Origin of the sequence: Exiguobacterium sp. SH5S4, from assembly GCF_004337045.1 — a bacterium.
Classification (GTDB): domain Bacteria; phylum Bacillota; class Bacilli; order Exiguobacteriales; family Exiguobacteriaceae; genus Exiguobacterium; species Exiguobacterium aurantiacum_A.
The window spans coordinates 78,912-98,749 of sequence record NZ_SJUQ01000003.1; the positions used below are offsets into that span (position 1 = coordinate 78,912).

At 53.5% G+C, this 19,838-nt stretch carries 12 protein-coding genes; 11 read left to right on the forward strand and 1 reads right to left on the reverse strand.

Translation table 11 applies throughout. From position 1 onward, the window contains the following. Positions 1–14: 14 nt before the first annotated feature. Positions 15–1,871 (reverse strand): SH3 domain-containing protein, encoded by a 1,857-nt coding sequence (locus EVJ32_RS02830; RefSeq protein WP_131456474.1) that lies wholly within the window; start codon positions 1,869–1,871, stop codon positions 15–17. A 183-nt stretch (positions 1,872–2,054) separates the two neighbouring features. Here EVJ32_RS02830 and EVJ32_RS02835 point away from each other — a divergent pair, with 183 nt between their 5' ends. The 11 genes from EVJ32_RS02835 to wecB all read left to right on the forward strand — a co-directional run bounded on the left by EVJ32_RS02835 (position 2,055) and on the right by wecB (position 19,807). Then, a complete protein-coding gene (locus tag EVJ32_RS02835; RefSeq protein ID WP_161568766.1) occupies positions 2,055–4,181 on the forward strand; it encodes a heparinase II/III family protein in 2,127 nt (708 codons plus the stop codon). A 231-nt stretch (positions 4,182–4,412) separates the two neighbouring features. Then, positions 4,413–6,473, forward strand: a complete 2,061-nt coding sequence (locus tag EVJ32_RS02840; protein ID WP_236639469.1) for a bifunctional metallophosphatase/5'-nucleotidase — start codon at positions 4,413–4,415, stop codon at positions 6,471–6,473. 180 nt (positions 6,474–6,653) lie between these two features. Continuing rightward, the gene (locus EVJ32_RS02845) at positions 6,654–9,737 is read left to right on the forward strand and encodes a CgeB family protein (RefSeq protein ID WP_131456476.1); all 3,084 of its coding nucleotides are present in this window, start codon (positions 6,654–6,656) and stop codon (positions 9,735–9,737) included. Further along, positions 9,734–11,896 (forward strand): glycosyltransferase, encoded by a 2,163-nt coding sequence (locus EVJ32_RS02850; RefSeq protein ID WP_131456477.1) that lies wholly within the window; start codon positions 9,734–9,736, stop codon positions 11,894–11,896. The genes EVJ32_RS02845 and EVJ32_RS02850 overlap by 4 nt, the downstream gene beginning before the upstream one ends. A gap of 58 nt (positions 11,897–11,954) precedes the next feature. Further along, a complete protein-coding gene (locus EVJ32_RS02855; RefSeq protein ID WP_131456478.1) occupies positions 11,955–13,919 on the forward strand; it encodes a hypothetical protein in 1,965 nt (654 codons plus the stop codon). A gap of 10 nt (positions 13,920–13,929) precedes the next feature. Then, positions 13,930–14,283: a hypothetical protein gene (locus EVJ32_RS02860; RefSeq protein WP_131456479.1), complete on the forward strand. Its 354-nt coding sequence runs from the start codon at positions 13,930–13,932 to the stop codon at positions 14,281–14,283. After that, the gene (locus EVJ32_RS02865) at positions 14,280–15,581 is read left to right on the forward strand and encodes a glycosyltransferase (protein ID WP_131456480.1); all 1,302 of its coding nucleotides are present in this window, start codon (positions 14,280–14,282) and stop codon (positions 15,579–15,581) included. The genes EVJ32_RS02860 and EVJ32_RS02865 overlap by 4 nt, the downstream gene beginning before the upstream one ends. A gap of 147 nt (positions 15,582–15,728) precedes the next feature. Next, a complete protein-coding gene (locus EVJ32_RS02870; protein WP_131456482.1) occupies positions 15,729–17,018 on the forward strand; it encodes a nucleotide sugar dehydrogenase in 1,290 nt (429 codons plus the stop codon). 14 nt (positions 17,019–17,032) lie between these two features. Next, on the forward strand, positions 17,033–17,830 hold the full coding sequence (locus tag EVJ32_RS02875; protein WP_131456484.1) for an ABC transporter permease: 798 nt from the start codon (positions 17,033–17,035) through the stop codon (positions 17,828–17,830). A gap of 13 nt (positions 17,831–17,843) precedes the next feature. After that, positions 17,844–18,701 (forward strand): teichoic acids export ABC transporter ATP-binding subunit TagH, encoded by an 858-nt coding sequence (gene tagH / locus EVJ32_RS02880; RefSeq protein ID WP_131438859.1) that lies wholly within the window; start codon positions 17,844–17,846, stop codon positions 18,699–18,701. Next, the gene (gene wecB / locus EVJ32_RS02885; RefSeq protein ID WP_070328536.1) at positions 18,698–19,807 is read left to right on the forward strand and encodes a non-hydrolyzing UDP-N-acetylglucosamine 2-epimerase; all 1,110 of its coding nucleotides are present in this window, start codon (positions 18,698–18,700) and stop codon (positions 19,805–19,807) included. The genes tagH and wecB overlap by 4 nt, the downstream gene beginning before the upstream one ends. Positions 19,808–19,838 lie beyond the last annotated feature (31 nt).

Here is a 19,838-nt window from a genome sequence, read left to right on the forward strand (position 1 = left end):
CAAAAACATAGATATTAAGGGATTCTGACGAGTACATCCTTGTAGCCATACGCTTGAATCCGAATCGATTTTCCTTTGCTCAATCCGTAACTGCCGGCCGCGAGGTATGTCCCTTTGTTCCAATCGCCGGCATCCGACACGTTGCCCACCGCGAGTTGGGTCGGTTCATCATAAGTCCCGCCTGTCTTGAACTGTTGAGCGTGTTGTAGCCATGCCTGGTCCGACGAGCGGATGAAGATGTACCCGCTGCTCAGTTTGACTTCGACTTTTGGTGCGGGCTTTTGAAAAGCATGCAACGGTTGTCCGTTCACTTTGACGATGCCGAGACGTCCGTCGACATCGGCGACTTCGACGGAGACGATGTGCCGCTTTCCGTTTTGGATGGACACGTGACGGTACAGACCGGGTGCCTCGTATGGTTCAAGAATCATTTGACTGTCAAGGGTGCCGAACTGATGCAATTTCGGATTGGAATGCGTCCGCTTGAAGGCAATCTGTTCGAACTGACCCGTTGGACCGATGAGCCCGATCAACTCGTATTGATAAAGATCCGTTCGGTCGGTCTTCAAATCACGAAGCGGGCGATCGTGACGGACGAGGATGTCGTTGTCGTTCGCCAAGACGAACGGGTGATCATACGTCGTTGTGCCGAGTGAGGCGTTCACGTCGAGGATGAGCCGCTGCCAAGACTCAAGCGTCCCCATCTCGATGCGTGTGTTGGTCGCTTTCGCGTTCGTCTCGAATGCGAGTCGGTATGAGGGGAGGGCGTCGTCCGTGACGTGTTTTAAACCGAGCTGCGTGAACCATTGACGTAGCGTCTTGTCATCGATGGTTCGATTCGCCATCATCTCGGTCCAAGAACTGATTCGCCGCTCAGGGTCATTCATCCACCGTCCGCGAACGAGCGTCGCTTGCGGTCTTGTCCCGCGGATGAGGCCGAATTGACCGTCGAGCAGCTGATTGGCGTCCACACCTTTAAGGTTACGGACGACGGTCGTTTTTCCGAGTGTGACTTGGGCGTCCGGGTAGAGGCTCTCTAGGTGCGTGATCGTCCCATTGATTTGGACGTCGGCCGTGTAGCTGTGGGCGGACGGATATAGGTCGCCCATCCGCAGGACGAGGCGGTCGATCGTCGCTTTACCGGTGAGGGTGGCGCGACCTGTCAAGTCGACTTGCCGGAACGTTCCGTTCAAGCGCAAATCGCTTTCCCCGTAAAACCCTTTCTCATACGGTCTAGCGCCATACGTCGCGAGCTGGCGAACCGGGGCGGCCGCCGTGATCGTGACGGGCAGGTTCGGGAAGGCGTCAATCGGGACGACGAACGTGTGGATGCGGCTCGCCGCCGTGGCATCGATCTGAATCTGGGCAGCTTTAGGGCCGCGCAAATCAAATTTCAGCTCTTTATAGCCGGTCACGGTATTTCCGGATATGATCGGCAGTCCGAAGATTGTCTGCAGGGTGGCCATGTTTTTTTTGAAGAACGGCAGCAGCGGCGGGTCGATTTTATAGCTTTTCCCATAAATGCTGATCACCGAACCGCCTTTGTAAGAGGCGAACTGTGTATACGCATAACTTGGTGCCGGCAACGTGCCCGCCCCCGGTTTCGGCGCGGCGGTCTGCTTCTTGATGTCGCGCTTGGCGACGTAGCCTTTCTGCTTGCCGTATTGGACGTTCGACCAGCTGCCTTTATCGGACAAGTGGGTGACGACCTTGCCTTTCGGTATGGTGACGAGCGTCTTCGCTTTCGTCGACGCCGATTGCTTGAGGGCGACTTGCTTCACGGTCACATATGTTGCCTTCGCCGAGACGGCCGGCGGGAATACGCCGATGAGGAGTGTAGCGATCAAGGTGAAGATGATAAATCGTTTCATGGGACTGGACTCCTTTACGCATTTTCTTTCAGTATAGCAACGACCGGATATGCAAACAGACCCTTTTGTCAGAAGATGGAAATGAGTTATTTGGAAACGGAAATAAAAAATGGTTCCCTTCATTTTGAAAAAGTTTCCTTATGTACGTGTTATGATGGTAAAAAAAGATAAATGGGGTATTCGATGAACACATTAATGAAAGGGACGCTTCTCACGACGGCGCTCGTCATGGCGGCGACGTCTGTCGGGGCCGAGGCCGGCGCGCGTCCCTTCTTCACAGAAGTCGCGAAAGACACGACCGTCTATCGGCTCATGCCGGATAAGTCGATGAGGCCGATCGCATTGCTCACGCCGAACAAGCGCTATGACGTCGTCGGCGTCTCGGGCGGGTACTATCAAGTCGAGGTCAATGGACGTCGTACATACGGATTGAAACGGGACATCCCGCTCAAGACGGCACTCCTCACGCAGGCGGTCGTCGCGGACAGTCAGTACGACCGTCTGCTCCACAACTATACGGCGCACTCGGTGAAGCGCGGAGTGCCATACTATTATGGTTTCTTGACCGAGGCGCAGGCGGTATCGCAAGCGGACTCGGCGCTCAAAGGCAGTTGGCGTCTCGGTGCAGCACCGGGTCGACAAGCCGTCCCGGACATCGCGACGTTCGATTGGGAACGTGACATTCGAGTCGGCGACTCGACGTCGTTCATGTTCCAGGCCCAGTACTGGATGGTCTTGAACCAAGTGACGATGGCGTACCATTACACGAAAGACGCCAAGTATTTGGCATACGGTAAACAGCTCGTCGAAGGGTGGGTCAAACAGTATCCGACGGCGCAGTATAAGCGTTATCCGAACGCCTACCATCAGCAAGGGACGGCCATCCGGACGTTCCACTTGATCAACTTTTGGAATCAATTTAAAAAGTCGCGTCTGAATAACGACCCGGCGTTCAGCGCGCTCGTGTTGCGCACGGTCGAAGGACACGGTGACATCCTATCGACGCCGTCATTTTATCGTCCGCGCCATAATCACGGCATCTTCCAAGACATGGCGCTTACCGATATCGCCGAGACGTTCCCGGAACTCGAACGGTCATCGGAGTGGCGCGACCTCGCCGCGTTGCGTCTGACCGAGCAGCTCGACCACTCGTTGAGTCCGGACAACGTCCATCTCGAGCATTCGCCGGGCTATCAAGTGTACACGTATGAGATGCTGTACCGCTTCAATCGCTGGATCGAGGCGAACGCCTTCACGACGTCACCACGGCTCGAAGCCGTCCGACAGATGCCGGAGACGCTGACTCATCTCGTCAAGCCGAACCGGACGCTGCCGCTGTTTGGGGACACGACAGGCGAGCCGCGGACGATGTCGATGATATCGACGCTGCGCAATTATCCGCATCTCATGTATGCGGTCAGTGGCGGGAAGGAAGGGGAACGCCCGCTCGAACGGACGAAACAGCTCCATACCCAATACGCGATTCTACGTGAACATTGGGGTGAGAAGGAGCCGTTCGCTGATGCCATCTCCCTCATGATGACGGCCGGCTTCCATAATACGGCGCACAAGCATCAAGACGACTTGAGCATCGACTTGTACGGCTACGGCCGTGACTTCATCGTCGAGACGGGACGCTTCGGGTACACGACGCTTCCGCAGAGAAATGCAGCGGTGCACGTCAACGCCCATAACACGGTGAACACTGGCACCCGGCAATTGACGCTTCATCCGAGTACGATCGGTAAGAGCGGGATCGTCTCGGTCGAGGAGACGGAAGGGTTACAACGAGCACTTGGGTACAGCGAGTTGATTGGGCAGGATATGCACCATACGCGCAGTATCGCCCATGATCAAGCGGGCACGGTTATTGTCGCCGATACGATTCGGTCGGACTCGCGTGCCTCGTTCACCCAACGTTTCCACCTCGGTGTCGGGTTAGAACCGGTCGCGGAACAAACTGGTGAGATGACGTTCCGCGACAAAGAGGGACGCACTCTCCAAGTCGTTCAGCTTCCGGTCGCGTCGTCTGGTGCGATGAAACGAGAGTCGAGCTTTATCGCCTACCGTGACTTCGAGTGGGTGCCGCGTCACCAAGTCGTCTCGACGAAAACGGGTGCAGGGACATCGTTCGTCACGTTGTTCCACATGTCGAAGTCGGGGACGAACGTTACGTTCTCGAACGTGGTTGAGAATGATGCGAGTTATGTTGTCACGTATTCTCTTTCGGACGGACGCTCGCGGACGATTGAGATGCCGAAGGGTGAAGGACCGGTGTTGGAGCTTGAGGAAGTTGAAATATCAGAATGAGCGAGAGGATGCCAATCGGTGTCCTTTTTTTCAAAATTCAAAAGAAATAACGAAATATTTACAGAAAAGTAATTGTGTTATTTTATGAGATTGCGTATCTTTAAAAGTGAAGTCTGTACGCGTTTTGTAATCGCTTCCATTGGCTTGAGGTCAGACATCTGGCAGTGGCGACGAAATGGCGGTTATGACTTCGGTTCGGTCGACTTATACATAATAGAGGAGGAACAGTGCATGTTGAATTCGAAGACACGCAAGTTTTATCAAGGGATGCTCGCGGCGACGCTCACGGCATCGGTGATCGCCCCGGCGGTCGTGACAGAGGCAGCCCCGGCGAAAAAAACGTTCAAATTGAAGGCGGCTTTCGTTGAGAACGGGGATCTTGACGCAGCGCTCGATAAGACATACCAAGGCAACAAGATCTATTGGTACAAATCGACAGTCAACATGGACAAACTCGGTACATATCAAACGGTAAAAGGCTACATCAAGTGGAAGAACCAACACTTCGAGAAGAAAGTGCGCGTCATCAACTATCCGAAAGCGATCATCGCACCGAAGGGTGAGTGGACGTTCAAGCACGGCGAGAAGTTGACTGGGCAATTGAACACGCTCCAAATCCAATTCGTCGACCGCGTTCTACGCCAACCGGTGAAGTGGACGAACTTATCGACTGACAAGATTGGGAAGTTCACGGCGACGGCATCGTACACGCACAAAGGCCGCACGGTGACGCTCGACGTTCCTTACGAAGTAAAAGGTTTCGAACTCTCGTTCATGCATACGAACGACACGCATGCGTCGCTCGACTTTGCGGCGAACCGTGCTTCGGCAGTCAAAGAACTCCGTGCCGCTAACCCGAACCGCCTCTTAGTTGACGCGGGTGACGTCTTCTCAGGCTCGCTCTACTTCAACGAATTCAAAGGACAAGTCGATCTTAAGCTCATGAACTATATGAAGTACGACATGATGGTACCGGGTAACCACGAGTTCGACCTCGGCACAGAGCAAGGCCATAAAGAGTTGGCACAATTCGTCCGTTACGCGAACTTCCCGTTCGTCAGCTCGAACGTCGACTACTCGAACGATCAATACGTGAAGTCGCTCTTCCGTGATGAGATCGCGATGAAGCCTTACAACGGTCGCTTGTATGAAGGGATCATCCAAGAAGTCGACGGTAAGAAAGTCGGATTCTTCGGTTTGACGACGGAAGACACGGCGAACATTGCGAGCCCAGGACCGATTCAATTCCAAAACTATATCGACGAAGCGAAAAAAGCCGTCAAAGCGTTCGAAGACATGGGCGTCGACCAAATCGTCGCTGTCTCGCACCTCGGTTACGACGACAACCCGGCAATCGACAACGACCTCGAACTCGTGAAAAACGTCGACGGCATCGATGTCATCATCGGCGGTCACTCACACTCACGTCTTGACGCACCGGTCGTCATCACAGAAGGTGGTAACTCGACCGTCGTCGTCCAAGCGTATCAATACGGTGACTTCCTCGGTACGCTCGACCTCGTCTTCGATAAAGACGGAAAAGTCGTCTCACAAGCCGGTAAGCTCATCGATGTGAAGACGTATGCACCAGACCCAGGCGCAGCCCGACTCCTCGCACCGTTCGCGGCTGAAATCGACGGCATCAAGAACGCTGAAATCGGCGCGACAGCGACTGCCGAGTTTGAAAACTTGCGTGACGCAGGTGACGTGACGAAGCCGAGCGTTCGTAAAAATGAGACGGCTCTTGGTAACTTGATCACGGACGGCATGCTCGAACGTGCGAAACAAGCCGACCCACAAGTCGTCGCGGCGATTCAAAACGCGGGCGGTATTCGTGCTAAAATCGATGCAGGCCCAATCACGACAGGCGAAGTGCTCACGACGCTTCCATTCGGAAACACACTCGCGGTCATGACGCTTCAAGGCAGTGAGTTGCTCGCGGCACTTGAACGTAGTGTCAGCGTCTATCCGATCGAGAGCGGCGGCTTCCTCCACATGTCTGGCATGAAGCTTGAGTTCGATAGCTCGAAACCGGCGAACAGCCGTGTCGTCAAGGCGCAAGTGCTCCAAGGCGAGACGTATGTCGACATCGACCCGGCAGCAACTTACAAGATTGCCACAAACTTCTTCGCAGCGAAGGGTGGCGACAACTACCTCGAGTTCAAGAAGGCTTATGAAGAAGGACGCGTCAACGACCTTGGTCTCATCGACTGGGAGATCATGCGTGACTATCTCGTGAAGCAAGGCGAAGTCACACCAACTGTTGAAGACCGTATCAAAGACGTCAAATAATGATTTTCGAAAGGACATCCACTGGGTGTCCTTTTTTTGTCTCCGTTTTGTCAAACAGATGATTTTGCCTTTTGAATTGAGCGTTTGCTATAATCAATGGGTGTCGAAACGAGATGTTTCAAATAACAGGGCATCGGCTAAAGAGAAAACGATGCCATTATGAATTTGGAGGAACCCCCCATGAGTTGGAAACGAAAAGTGAAGCGTGGTGTCTATTTAGGCATGCAACGCGGCAAACGAATCGGCCGTCGGTTGATGAAAGGAACGAAGACGCAAGTGCAGACGAGACAGTTCGTCGAAGTCGTCCCGTCTTGGCACGCTCGGACGTCTGCGAACTATGAAGTTGACGGTGCGGCGCTCGTTTCTACGATGGCTGAAAAACAATTTTTATCATACGGTGAGCGCGCCTCGTCGTTTCGGGCGGTACCTGGTGCGAACTCGTTTCAACTCAACCCGTCAATCCGCGAGTTTGACGCGAGTTTAAACGTTGAGAAGAGCGGTGACATCGAGGTCACGTTGCTCGTCATGATTTATAGCGATGAAGAACGCAAGCGTGTCGTTCGCGTCGGAGACGGTGTCCGTACGACGGTCTCGCTTGTAGACGGTGAGACGAAGACACGCTTTGTGATTCAAACGCAAGGAAAAGGTCGGGTCTTGATTCAATCGCTCCTGATTGACGGACAATCGCTTTGGAACGTCGAAGGAATGAGCAGTGCGGTGGCAGACGCCGACTTTGACGCGATGATTCCTTTAGATGTGGATTCGCTCGAACTCATCTCGCCGCTTAGCCGAATCGTTGAGATCGATGGCGGACTCATTCGTGTCAGCGGGCAAGGGAACCAATACGAGCACTACGGTGTGCTCGAGACGGCTCTCCCTCACGTCGACACCGAACGCGGTATCGATTTTTCGCTCGCCGATATGGACGATTACGTCTATCGTTTCTATTTAAAAGGAGAAGCCGAAGAGCTGGCGAAAGCGACGTTGTTCGTCGCGACGTATGCCCACGGTGAGCGCGACCAGCTCATCGAGGTCCCGCTCGGCTTCAGTAACGTCTTGAGCCTTACGCCGAGCCATGATTCGGTTCGTTATTTCGTCCGTTTCCACGGCAACGGTACACTCTCGGACTTGAAGCTCGGCGTCATCCGTGAGAACAGTGTACGCCGTACCGAGACGTTCGACCTTGACCCGACGTTCTGGACGATCCCGACACCGGAATCAATCAAGTTAAAACAAGATCCGTCTGGTCTCCGTCTCGTCCTCGATGTCGAGCCGGACGTGCGCCGCTACGTGTCGTATATGGAGACGAACAACCGCTTCACGGTCCTCCCGAAAGAGAAACCGTATACGGTCCGACCGAACCATCGTTACCGTGTGACGGTCGACGGTGAACTCGATGCGAACACCGGTGTCGTCCTCTACATCATCTCGTATTCGTTGACTGAGCGGTTATCGATGCAGCAAGTACAACTCGGCAGCGAGAAGATTTTCGAGTTCGGGAAAGACGTGCGCTACCTGCGCTTCGCGCTCCGCGTCGACGGGACTGGCGAAACGCTCGTCACGAACATTCGCGTCACCGAAGAGATCATCACGGACCGGACGCAAGTGCCGGAGTGGATCGACCCACGCGAGGCCCGTCTGTTTGAAGCGAAACCACGCGAGCTTCACGAGATGAAAGTCGCAGCCATCTTTGATGAGTTCACGACCGCCTCGTATCGCCCTGAATGTGAACTGATCACGTTCTCGCCGGACGATTGGCCGGCTGTTCTCGCCGACCGTCAACCGGACTTCCTCATGGTCGAATCGGCCTGGAAAGGGAACGACAAGACGTGGGAGAAGAAAATCGTCAAATATGGCACGAACACGTGGGAAGAGCTCGACGCGCTCCTTGACTGGTGCCGCGTCAACAACGTGCCGACCGTGTTTTGGAATAAAGAAGACCCGATTCACTATGACCGCTTCATCGAGACGGCGAAACGGTTCGACTTTGTCTACACGACGGACGCGAACATTCTCGATAACTATAAAGAAGACTGCGGACATGACCGGGTCGGTGCTTTGCCGTTCGCGGCGCAGCCGAAAGAGCATAATCCGATCCGTCTGCCGGGCACACGTGAACCGTACGCCTCGTTCGCCGGTTCGTATTACGCAAACCGTCACGAATCGCGCCGTATCGATATGGATCGCTTGTTCGCGGCGGCTGATAAATATGGCCTTGTCATCTATGACCGGAACTATGAAATGAACCAACGCGGTGAGACGGATCAACTCCAATTCCCGGAGCAGTTCCGTAAATCCATCCGCGGTAGCTTGAAGTACAACCAAATCGCTAAAGCGTATAAAGGCTTCAAAGTCATGCTGAACGTCAACTCGGTGAACGATTCACCGACGATGTTCTCACGCCGCGTGTTCGAAGGGCTCGCTTGTGCGACGCCGGTCGTCAGTACGCGCTCTGTCGGCGTCAAGCAGATGCTCGGGGATTACGTCTTCCTAGACGAAGGCGACGAGATGCTCGAAGAGACGTTCCGCAAACTGCTCACGGACGACAGCTTCTATGAAGACGTCGCCATGGGCGGCATGCGACACGTGCTCAAGTACCACACGTACACACAACGTCTCGCCCAAGTCGTCGGCAACATCGGTCTGCCTTATCGTGTCGATCACCCGGAAGTCGCGCTCGTCGCGTTCGTCCGCTCAGCCGACGAGATGGACCGCGCCGTCGAGACGTTCCGCGCGCAAGACTACGAGCATAAACACCTCGTCGTCTTCCTCGACAAGTTCGAGGGGCATCTTGACTTGTATGAAGCTTACAACACCGAGGACATCTCGACGTTCATGCTCAGTTACTTGACGCAATATAACGCCTTGTCTGAGATTCTTGAAGGCTTCGACTGGATGGCGTTCATCCGTCCGAGTGACTATTACGGACCGGCGTACGTGTCGGACTACATGCTCGCGACGCGTTACGCGGACTCGAACATCTTGACGAAAGAAGATTACTTCGTCTGGAAAGACGGACTCGAGAAGATTGACTCGGACGGCACGTACCGCTACGTCTTCGACGCGACCCCGTCGCGCTCGATCATGAAGCCGGATGTGCTCCGCTTCTACAGCGTCCTTGAAGCGCTCGATGTCTTAAAACAAGACGAGACGCTCAAAGAGCTCGCTCAGTCCGGAGAACGGATCTTCAGTACAGACCCGTATCAATACGTGAAAGCAGGGAGCGATATGCCAAAAGCGGTCGCTCAGGAGGTACAATTATGACGACACCACTTCGCGTCCTCGTCTATGGGGATGTCAATTTAAATTTGATCGACGGATCGGCCATTTGGCTGACGTCCGTCGTCTCGATGTTGAACCAAGACCCATCGATTCAAGTCGACGTGCTGCTGAAGCGCTCGATCACAAAACCGGAAGTGACGGCCGGCATCCGTGAGTTGCCGAACGTCCGCTTCATCGATGTGTTCGCCAAAGATTCAGGCAGACAAGACGCGCCGTACTACGAGCGCGGAGTACTCCAAGCCGACGAAGCGGCCAGGCTGATTGACGAGTTGATGACGGCAGGCGGCTACGACATGTCATTCATCCGTGGCTTCCAGCTTGCCTACGACTTGTCACAGTATGAACGGACGATGGCGAAGACGTGGACATATATCACCGACTTCACACACGACCATACGCAGGCGTCGGCAGAAGAACTCGCCCGCTTGCAGCAGATCGCGTCGCGTTCGGCGCGCATGCTCTGTCAGACCGAGGCGATGAAGACGTATTTCGAATCGTTCCTGCCGACGGACCGGCCGTTCCTCATCTTGAACCCGATGATCCCGAACGTGAAAGACGAGACGCCGACGTTCACGAAACCGAACGATCGCCTCGTCTATACGGGCAAGTTCGCCCCGCTGTGGTATTCGACGGAGATTCTCGACGCGTTCGCGAAGCTTCGGGCCGACTACCCGGCCGAACTCCACGTCGCCGGCGACAAGTTCAATCAAGACCCGAACAACCCGAACTTTAAACGAGACGTACTCGCCCGCTTGAAGGCGGATGACGGCGTCCATTGGTTGAAAGGGATTCCACGCGCCGATGTCGAGACGTTGATCGACTCGAGTGCGATCGGTGTGTCGTGGCGTCATCCGGAGCTCGACGCGAGTCTTGAACTGTCGACGAAACTGCTCGAGTACGGATCGCTCGGAAAACCGGTGCTGTTGAACCGTAACCCGATGCACGAACTCATCCTCGGTGCGGACTATCCGCTATTCGTCAATTCGGAAGACGAGTTCATCGAGAAGGCGAAGCTCGCGCTCACAGATGAACGTGTCTATCGCGATGCGGCGAGTCGCCTCTATGAGATGGCGCAATATTACACGTTCACGAACACGTATAAACGTCTCCACGATGAACTGTGGGGGATGAAGAAGATCAACTTGCTCTTCGCCGGACACGATTTCAAATTCCTGCGTCTGTTCATGGACTACTTCGAGCGCCATCCGCGCTTCAACGTCTTGATTGACGAGTGGGAAGGTCACAAAATCCATGACGTGAATCACAGTAAGGCGTGCTTAGACCAGGCCGATATCATTTTCTGTGAATGGGGTCTCGGTAACGCCGTCTGGTATTCGCACCATAAAAAGCCACACCAGACGATGATCGTGCGCATCCACCGCCAAGAGAAAGAGACGCCGTTCCCACGGGAGTACAACCTTCACAACATCGACCGGATCATCCTCGTGTCGCCGTATATGCTCGAAGAGATGTACCGCTTGTTCCGGATCCCGCGTCATAAGATGACGATGATTTACAACGCGGTCGATGGGACGCGTCTCATCCAACCGAAACAGCTGGACGATTTGACGTTCCACCTCGGTATGATCGGGGTCAATCCGAAGTTGAAACGACTTGATCTCGCGCTCGACATGCTCGAAACGCTCCGCAAGGAAGACACGCGCTACAAGCTATTTATCAAAGGGCATCATCCGAACGAGATTTACTGGATCAATAAACGGGAAGACGAGCGCGCCTATTACGATCGTCTGCTCGAACGACTCGAGGAACCGACGTTCAAGGACAGTGTCGTCTTCGACGGTCACGGTGATGATGTTCCGGAATGGCTGACGAAAATCGGCTTCATCTTATCGACGAGCGACCTCGAGAGCTTCCATCTTGCGCCAGCAGAGGCGATGACGTCGGGAACGTTCCCGATCATCCGCCATTGGACGGGGAGCGAGACGATTTATCCGGACGACGTGCTGATGGAAAACGTGCTAGACGGCGTCGACATCATCCGATCGTTCCGCGATGATTCAGCCAAGCTACTCGCGGCGACACAAGACTATATGGCTTACGCACATCATCATTTCGCCATCGAGACGCTCGCACCGAAGCTTGAACAGCTCCTTTTGATAGAATTGAATCGGAAACACTAAAAGCAAGCCCGGTCATCCCGGGTTTGCTTGTTTTGAAATTATTTTGAGGAGATACGCTATGAGCCATTTTATATATGAATCGACTGGTCAGACGCTTGATTTCGAGCGCCGCGACGGTCTGACACACATCGTCTCGGAGACGCCGCTCGACGTTCGTCTCGGTATGTACGATCAGTCACGAGACGAACCGAACGGAATGAACATCTCGTTCACGTTAGACGAACAGTTCAGCGTCGCCGTCCCGTTCAATAACTTGATCCCGGTCTACTATTCAGAAAGTCCGATCGTCGTCGGGACGTCACTTGAAGAAGTGGCACAGCTAGCCGGGAAAACGGCCGTTCGCGCAGAGGCCGTCTCACAGATGCGCCTCATTGGGCATGTGTTTGGGGACGGCACTCGCTTCGAAGGGATCAAACGTCTCGGTGCGGGCGAACGATTGACGGTGCGTGACGGAGCGATATTGATCGACACGTGGGACGAACTTCCGCAAAGTACGCCACAGCTCCGCGACGATTTTGTCGACTCGTGGATGACGACGCTTCGAAACGCGGTCAACGTACCGATGCAAGCCGTCAATATCCCGTTTGCCGGGTCAGCGCTCGACGTGTTGCTCACAAAACTTTATCTCGAAGCCGGAAAAAACGTGACGCTGCACGTACCTGACATGGGAGGGAACGAGGCGCGTGTCGCACGCGACTTGTTCGACGACATCGAGCTCGCCGAGACGGCTGCCCCCGAGGCGACACTCGCGTTGTCGCTCTCTAAACGGATCGCCGCTTCCTACGAGGCGACAGACGGCAACTTGACTGCCTATGAGAGCATCCCGACCGGTAGAGCCGTTGACCTTGACTATGTCGAGGTTGGGAAACACGGGACGGATTGGTTGTATGGGAAACACGTGTTTTTGAAAGACAACATGGATGAGCACGAAGCGAAGCAACAACTGTCGCGTAAGGCGATTCGTGCATTCGAAGGATTTGGTGAAGCGGAACGCGAACAAGTTGAAGGTATGCTCGACCGCCTATTCGACGCAGAACCGGAACGCGATTGGAACGGCCGGCTCGAGGCGGTCTGGTTCCATTTGAAGATCGAACATTTCCATGCTTACGCACGGCGTGGGTTCATGGGTGAGATGACGCTGTTGCAACCGCTCTTCGATCGCGACGTCTTGCGTCACATCCTCGAAGCGCCATACGAACTGCGCCGCCAAGGTCATCTCGTCAAAGTTGCGCTTGAGGAGCTATTTGGTACGAAGCCGCTCCACTTCGTCAAGGAGACGTTCGCTTGGAGTGACGCACCGCTGCTGCCGACGGTCGTACCGACGCCGCTCAACTGGCGGCTCATGCTTGAAGCGACCGCATCAACTCAAGTGAAGCGAATGAATGAATTGCTCGGTGTCGAATCGGGCGTGACTGAGGCTTTCCAACCGAGCGAGACGCCAGACCATGGCTACGTCTCACTTTGGAACGACTGGACGGCTAAAAACTGGTCGGCCCGCCTGTCTGGTTCGGAAATCGAACCGGAGACGGTCGAGTTGATGATTCCGGAGGCACACAAGCCGCGCAGCGTCACGATCAAGCCGTTCATCTATCACTACTTCATCCCGTTCAACGCCGAACTGTTCAACATGCGTGAACAAGGATTTGCCACCCATATCGAAGTCAAACCGCTCGGCGGGGAGAACGGCTACGTACAATTGTTCAACCAGAGCTTCAGTGCGCCGCCATCGACAGAGTTCCAAAAAGATGCGACACTCGGTAGCGCCCCTTATATAAACATCGAAGGAACGATCGAACTCGTGTCTGACGAGACGACACCGATCGAACTATACGTCATGCAATACGACGCGAAAAAGAATTTGAAGAAGACGGCGTTCAGCCATGAGCTCCGTCCCGGCGTGAACACGCTAAGCCACCGTTTGCCGAAAGAAGTCGAGGCCAAGTTCGTCAAGTTAGCGATTAAATTCCAAAACAATCAACACACCGTCCAAGTGAGGATGGGGTCGTGGGTCATAGAAAGCTGAGGAAATCGTCATGGATCGTCAACAAGTTGAATATGTAGAACGTGAGAACGCATTTTTGCGGGAACAGTTACATGCACTGACAGACCAAATCGAAACGGTGAAGCAAGACGTGCTTGAAGAAGGCGCGAAGCATATTCGCGGCAAAGAGAACACCGTCCAAAAAATGAAAGAGCTTGAACGCGAAATCCGCCAAGCGAAAGCGAATACGGACAAGTGGAAACAAGAAGCGATGAAGGAGAAGCAGCGAATCGAAGAGTTGACTAGTCAAGTTGAGCGTTTGCAAGGCGTGGTCAATCGGGCGAAATCAATCCCGTTCGCGGGTAAACTCGTCACGAAACTCGAGCAGGAAGGCAAGCCATCATGAGTCACTACGATGAGCTGTTAGCTGAAATCGTAGCCGAGAAGAAAGCGTGGAACCGATTCGTCGAGCAAACGTTCGAACCGGTGAAACTCCCGCCATGGTTTGACGAGCCGGTCGAACGGGGAATCAGTGTCATCGTGGCCTCTCATGACTCGGAAGAGCTGCTCGCGACATGTCTCGCCTCGCTCGAGGCCCAGACGCTTGACGCCTCGCTCATCGAATGGGTGCTCGTCTTCAATGGAGACAAGAACGAAACGTTGCTTGAGGCGAGTCGGCAGTTTGGCCGTGACGTGACCGTGCATCGTCTGCTTGAAGACGAAGCGAACGTAAGCATCGCCCGAAATCGAGGACTCGAGACGGTGACGCGTCAATACGTGACGTTCTTGGACGAGGACGACACGTTCAGCCCGACCTACTTGGAACGACTATTAAACGAGGCGTTGCCGGACCGGGTCGTCATCGCCGATATACAAGACTTCGATCCCGAGGGCAACGTACTCGTCTCGCCGCTCCATCGTGAGTTCGAGCGACTCGCCGGAGGTGACTGGTCGTACGAACAAATGGCACAGCTGTTGACGCTGAACGCCTGCAAGCTCATCCCAGCGGTGTATGCGAAACAAGTCCGTTACGAGCCGTCGCTTCGCAGCGGGGAAGACGTCGTGTATTTCTCGACGCTCTTCTCGACCTATCAACCGGCCGTCACGCTGTTGCCGAGCGGGACGGACGCCGTCTATTTCCGCCAAGTGAGAGACAATTCAGTATCTCGGCAAGGTTTGAGCCGCGAGTTCTCGATTCGACAACGCCTCGCCGTCATCAAGTCGCTTAGCGATTTGCTTATGAACGCGAACGACGCATCGCGCCGTTTCATCGAGCGCAAGATTGATGCCCAAACATCGATGATGAGCCTATACTTCAAAGATCATCCTGAGGAGCGTGGGGCCATTCATCAACTTGTCGTCGAGAGCGATCTGCCGTACTTTTCATACAGCATCTTGAACCAACACGCGGCAACGGTTGGACTTGTTCTCGGGGAAAAACTCGAGAACGTCGAACGACTCGTCTCGGAATATCCGGGCGACACGATTCTCCGAGTTTACTTGCTTAGTCCGTTCACACGAGGTAAGCTTGCCGAAGCTGTCAGTCCGGAAGTATTTCGTCGTCTGACGTTCGCTAACATGACTTCAGTGTCGAATTGGTCATTATTGCCTGAAGTTTGTTATAGTTTAGGAGATGTTCGGGCGGCGGCCTTGAGCACGGAATATGTGCTTAGTACGACCGTGCGAGCGGTTGCGTCGTCGTAATCCCGTTTTGTCATTAAAATGTAATTGCTTCTCAATTCACATCAGGAGTATAATGGGTTTGATTTTTGATGAATTCTTAAATAAAGTGAAATGTTAAGCAATATTCAGTGACCAGTGTCACTAACATCTATGGAGGTAAGCTCAACTATGAAAGTATGTACAATCGGATTAGGATATATTGGACTCCCAACGTCTGCAGTCTTCGCCCAATACGGTGTCGATGTGCTCGGCGTAGACATCCATCAGTCAGTTGTCGATAAATTGAACCGTGGTGAAATCCACATCGAAGAACCGGGCCTCGGAGACGTCGTCAAAGACGTCGTCGCTAAAGGCAAGTTCCGTGCCTCGCTCGAGCCGGAGAAGGCAGATGCATTCATCATCGCCGTTCCAACACCGAACAACGATGACGAACATAAATCGTGTGACCTCACGTACGTTCTTGAAGCGACGAAACGCGTCCTTCCTTACGTTGAAAAAGGGAACGTCATCATTGTTGAATCAACGATTGCCCCACGTACGATGGATGATCACGTCAAGCCCCTCGTTGAAGCAGCAGGCTTCACAGTCGGCAAAGACATCTTCCTCGTGCATTGCCCAGAGCGTGTCCTCCCAGGACAAATTCTGCATGAGCTCGTTTACAACAACCGTATCGTTGGCGGCATCACGCCAGACTGTGCTGAAGCCGGTGCTAAAGTATACGGTACGTTCGTAAAAGGTGAGATTATTAAAACAGATGCGAAGACGGCTGAAATGTCGAAACTCATGGAAAACACGTTCCGTGACGTCAACATCGCACTTGCGAACGAACTTGCGAAAGTGTGTAACGCCCTCGATATCAACGTCCTCGACGTGATCGAAATGGCGAACAAACACCCGCGTGTCAATCTTCACAGCCCAGGCCCAGGTGTCGGTGGACACTGTCTTGCGGTCGACCCGTACTTCATCGTCGCGAAACAACCAGAGCTCGCGAAAATCATCAAGTTGTCACGTGACACGAACGTCTCGATGCCGGCATACGTCGTTGAAAACGTTCAAAAACTTGTGTCAGGTCAAACAGATGCAAAAATCGCCGCGTTCGGCGTAACGTATAAAGGGAACGTTGATGACATGCGTGAAAGCCCAGCTGTTGAGATCATCGAAATGATGCTCGAGCAAGGCATGAACGTCGCCGTCCACGATCCACACGTCGAAGTTTCATCGTCGAAACACTTCGATCTCGTCTCGAAAGAAGAAGCGGTCAAAGATGCGGACGTCGTCCTCGTCCTCGTTGACCATAACGAGTTCAAAGCGCTCGACTTCAACGAGTTGAACGCAGCGATGCGTCGCCCGATGATTTTTGATACACGTAATATCGTGAAGGCTGATGACAGCGACCTCGCGGTTGTAAACTACGGAAACTTGTACAAATACGTCAACGGAAAAGTAACGTTGGCTTAACCTGTGTGCCGACTATGATCAAAGCCTCGAAGCAAGTATTCATCGAATTATGGGAGAGTCTCTATTTAATTGTGAGACTCTCTCTATATGAAACGAAAAGTCGCTATTCGATGCAGTACTTCGGATACTTGTGGGAAATCTTGACGCCAATCATTCAAATCAGCATCTATTGGCTCGTCTTCGGGTTCGGTCTTCGTGCGGGTCGAGACGTTGGTGATGTCCCGTTCCTTCCATGGCTCGTCTCCGGAATTGTGCCATGGTTCTTCTTTGGACCGGCCATCGTCAGTGGTTCTCGATCCGTTTTTTCGAAGATTGCACTCGTCTCAAAGATGAGCTTCCCGATCAGCACAATCCCGGCGTACGTCATCTTGTCGGAACTATACCGACACGTAGCGATGGTCGTGATCGCGTTCATCTTGATGATGGCGTTTGGCATCAGTGAAGGCTGGAACATCCTGTTCTTGCCGTACCTGCTTCTCAGTGCGCTCGCGTTCCTTTATGCGTTCTCACTTTTGACGTCGGCACTGGCCACGATTATCCGCGACTTTCAAAATTTGCTGTCACAAATTATTCGGATGATGCTTTATTTACTACCTATCTTTTGGCAACCGACCGGAACGCTTGAAACGATTCTCATGATCAACCCGCTCTACTACTTGGTGGAAGGGTACCGATCGATGTTCCTCGGAACGGATTGGCTCATGCAAAATCTTAGCTACGGCCTCTACTTCTGGGTCTTCACGCTCGTGACATTCTTAATCGGTTCGGCGATCCACGTTCGTTTCCGTCGCTACTTCATTGACTATATTTAAGGAGCGGTGACGTATGAGCTACCAAGTAAAGTTTGAAAACGTATCAAAACGGTACACGTTGTACCGGAAACAAAGTGATAAGCTAAAAGAAGTGTTGTTCAACCGGGCGAACGGGAAGCAATTTTATGCGCTCCGTAACGTCACGTTCGAAGTCCCGCCTGGGGAAGTCGTCGGGATTCTCGGGATTAACGGTTCGGGGAAATCGACGATGTCGAACCTTTTGTCGGACGTCATCCCGCCGACGCACGGCAAGATCGAGCTGCGCGGAAAACCGTCGCTCATCGCCATCTCGTCTGGGCTGAACGGAAACTTGACCGGGATGGAGAACATCGAACTGAAATGCCTCATGCTCGGCATGGACAAGCATCAAATCAGAGCGATCACCCCGGAAATTATCGAGTTTGCCGATATTGGCGACTTTATCGATCAACCGGTCAAGACGTACTCGAGCGGAATGAAGGCACGACTCGGCTTCGCCATCTCGATCAATATCAACCCTGACATCCTCGTCATCGATGAGGCGCTCTCGGTCGGAGACCAAACGTTCACCGACCGCTGTCTCGTCAAGATGAACGAGTTCAAAGACGAAGGAAAGACCATCTTCTTCATCAGTCACTCGGTGTCACAAGTTCGGCAGTTTTGTACGCAGGCGATCTGGCTTGAATACGGTGAGATCCGTGAGTACGGACTCGTCGACGATGTGGCCGACGAGTACATGAAGTTTTTGAAATGGTTCCGTACGCTTGATTCGAAGCGTCAATCGGAGTTCAAACAGCAAAAAATGGAGCAACGCACAACGATCGTCGACCAGCACGATATCGGTGAGACGATCATTTTGCCGCGTCACCCCCGAAAAGGAGAATCACTATGATTAAAGTTATGACCGTGTTCGGCACGCGTCCCGAAGCCATCAAAATGGCTCCACTCGTTTTGGAGCTCAAAAACCGTGAAGGGATCGAACCGATCGTCGTCGTCACAGCCCAACATCGGGAGATGCTCGACCAAGTCTTGCAATTGTTCAAAATCACACCAGACTATGACCTAGACGTCATGAAGAAGAATCAAACGCTCTTCGACGTGACGACACGCGTCCTTCACGGACTCGATGAAGTCATGAAGGAAGCGAAACCGGACATCGTCCTCGTCCATGGGGACACGACGACGACGTTCGCGGCGTCACTCGCGGCGTTCTACAATCAGATTGCCATCGGTCATGTCGAGGCAGGGCTACGCACGTACAACAAGTACTCGCCATATCCGGAAGAGATGAACCGTCAATTGACTGGCGTCATGGCTGATCTACACTTCGCACCGACTGAGACGTCAGCTGAGAACTTGCTTCGTGAGAACAAGACAGAAGCAGACATCTTCGTCACAGGCAACACGGCAATCGATGCGTTGAAGACGACCGTTCAAGACGGGTACGACAATGAACTGTTGAACTCAATCACATCACAAGGCAAGCGCCTCGTCTTGTTGACGGCACATCGTCGGGAGAACCTCGGTGAACCGATGCGCAATATGTTCCGTGCTGTCCGTCGCTTGATTGAAAAATATGACGATATCGAAGTCGTCTATCCGGTCCATATGAACCCGATCGTTCGTGAACTGGCCGGTGAGATTTTAAACGATCTCGACCGCGTCCATTTGATCGAGCCGCTCGACGTGTTCGATTTCCATAACTTCGCATCACGCTCACACTTGATCTTGACAGATTCAGGTGGCGTACAAGAAGAAGCACCATCACTCGGCGTACCGGTCCTTGTCCTTCGTGACACGACGGAACGTCCAGAAGGTGTCGCAGCCGGAACGCTCAAACTCGCAGGCGTTGAAGAAGAAGTCATCTTCGGCCTCGCTGACGAGCTCTTGTCTGACGCGGCGGCGCACCAAAGCATGGCGAAAGCGTCTAACCCATACGGGGACGGGGAGGCGTCACGCCGCATCGTCGACGCAATCGTCGAACGCTTCACGCGTTGATGGGTTTAGGCTGTCCCTCGGGGCAGCCTTT

Coding starts and splice junctions, on each gene's coding strand:
- EVJ32_RS02830 (WP_131456474.1), bottom strand. CDS start 1,871: ATGAAACGATTTATCATCTTCACCTTGATCGCTACACTCCTCATCGGC.
- EVJ32_RS02835 (WP_161568766.1), top strand. CDS start 2,055: ATGAACACATTAATGAAAGGGACGCTTCTCACGACGGCGCTCGTCATG.
- EVJ32_RS02840 (WP_236639469.1), top strand. CDS start 4,413: ATGTTGAATTCGAAGACACGCAAGTTTTATCAAGGGATGCTCGCGGCG.
- EVJ32_RS02845 (WP_131456476.1), top strand. CDS start 6,654: ATGAGTTGGAAACGAAAAGTGAAGCGTGGTGTCTATTTAGGCATGCAA.
- EVJ32_RS02850 (WP_131456477.1), top strand. CDS start 9,734: ATGACGACACCACTTCGCGTCCTCGTCTATGGGGATGTCAATTTAAAT.
- EVJ32_RS02855 (WP_131456478.1), top strand. CDS start 11,955: ATGAGCCATTTTATATATGAATCGACTGGTCAGACGCTTGATTTCGAG.
- EVJ32_RS02860 (WP_131456479.1), top strand. CDS start 13,930: ATGGATCGTCAACAAGTTGAATATGTAGAACGTGAGAACGCATTTTTG.
- EVJ32_RS02865 (WP_131456480.1), top strand. CDS start 14,280: ATGAGTCACTACGATGAGCTGTTAGCTGAAATCGTAGCCGAGAAGAAA.
- EVJ32_RS02870 (WP_131456482.1), top strand. CDS start 15,729: ATGAAAGTATGTACAATCGGATTAGGATATATTGGACTCCCAACGTCT.
- EVJ32_RS02875 (WP_131456484.1), top strand. CDS start 17,033: ATGATCAAAGCCTCGAAGCAAGTATTCATCGAATTATGGGAGAGTCTC.
- tagH (WP_131438859.1), top strand. CDS start 17,844: ATGAGCTACCAAGTAAAGTTTGAAAACGTATCAAAACGGTACACGTTG.
- wecB (WP_070328536.1), top strand. CDS start 18,698: ATGATTAAAGTTATGACCGTGTTCGGCACGCGTCCCGAAGCCATCAAA.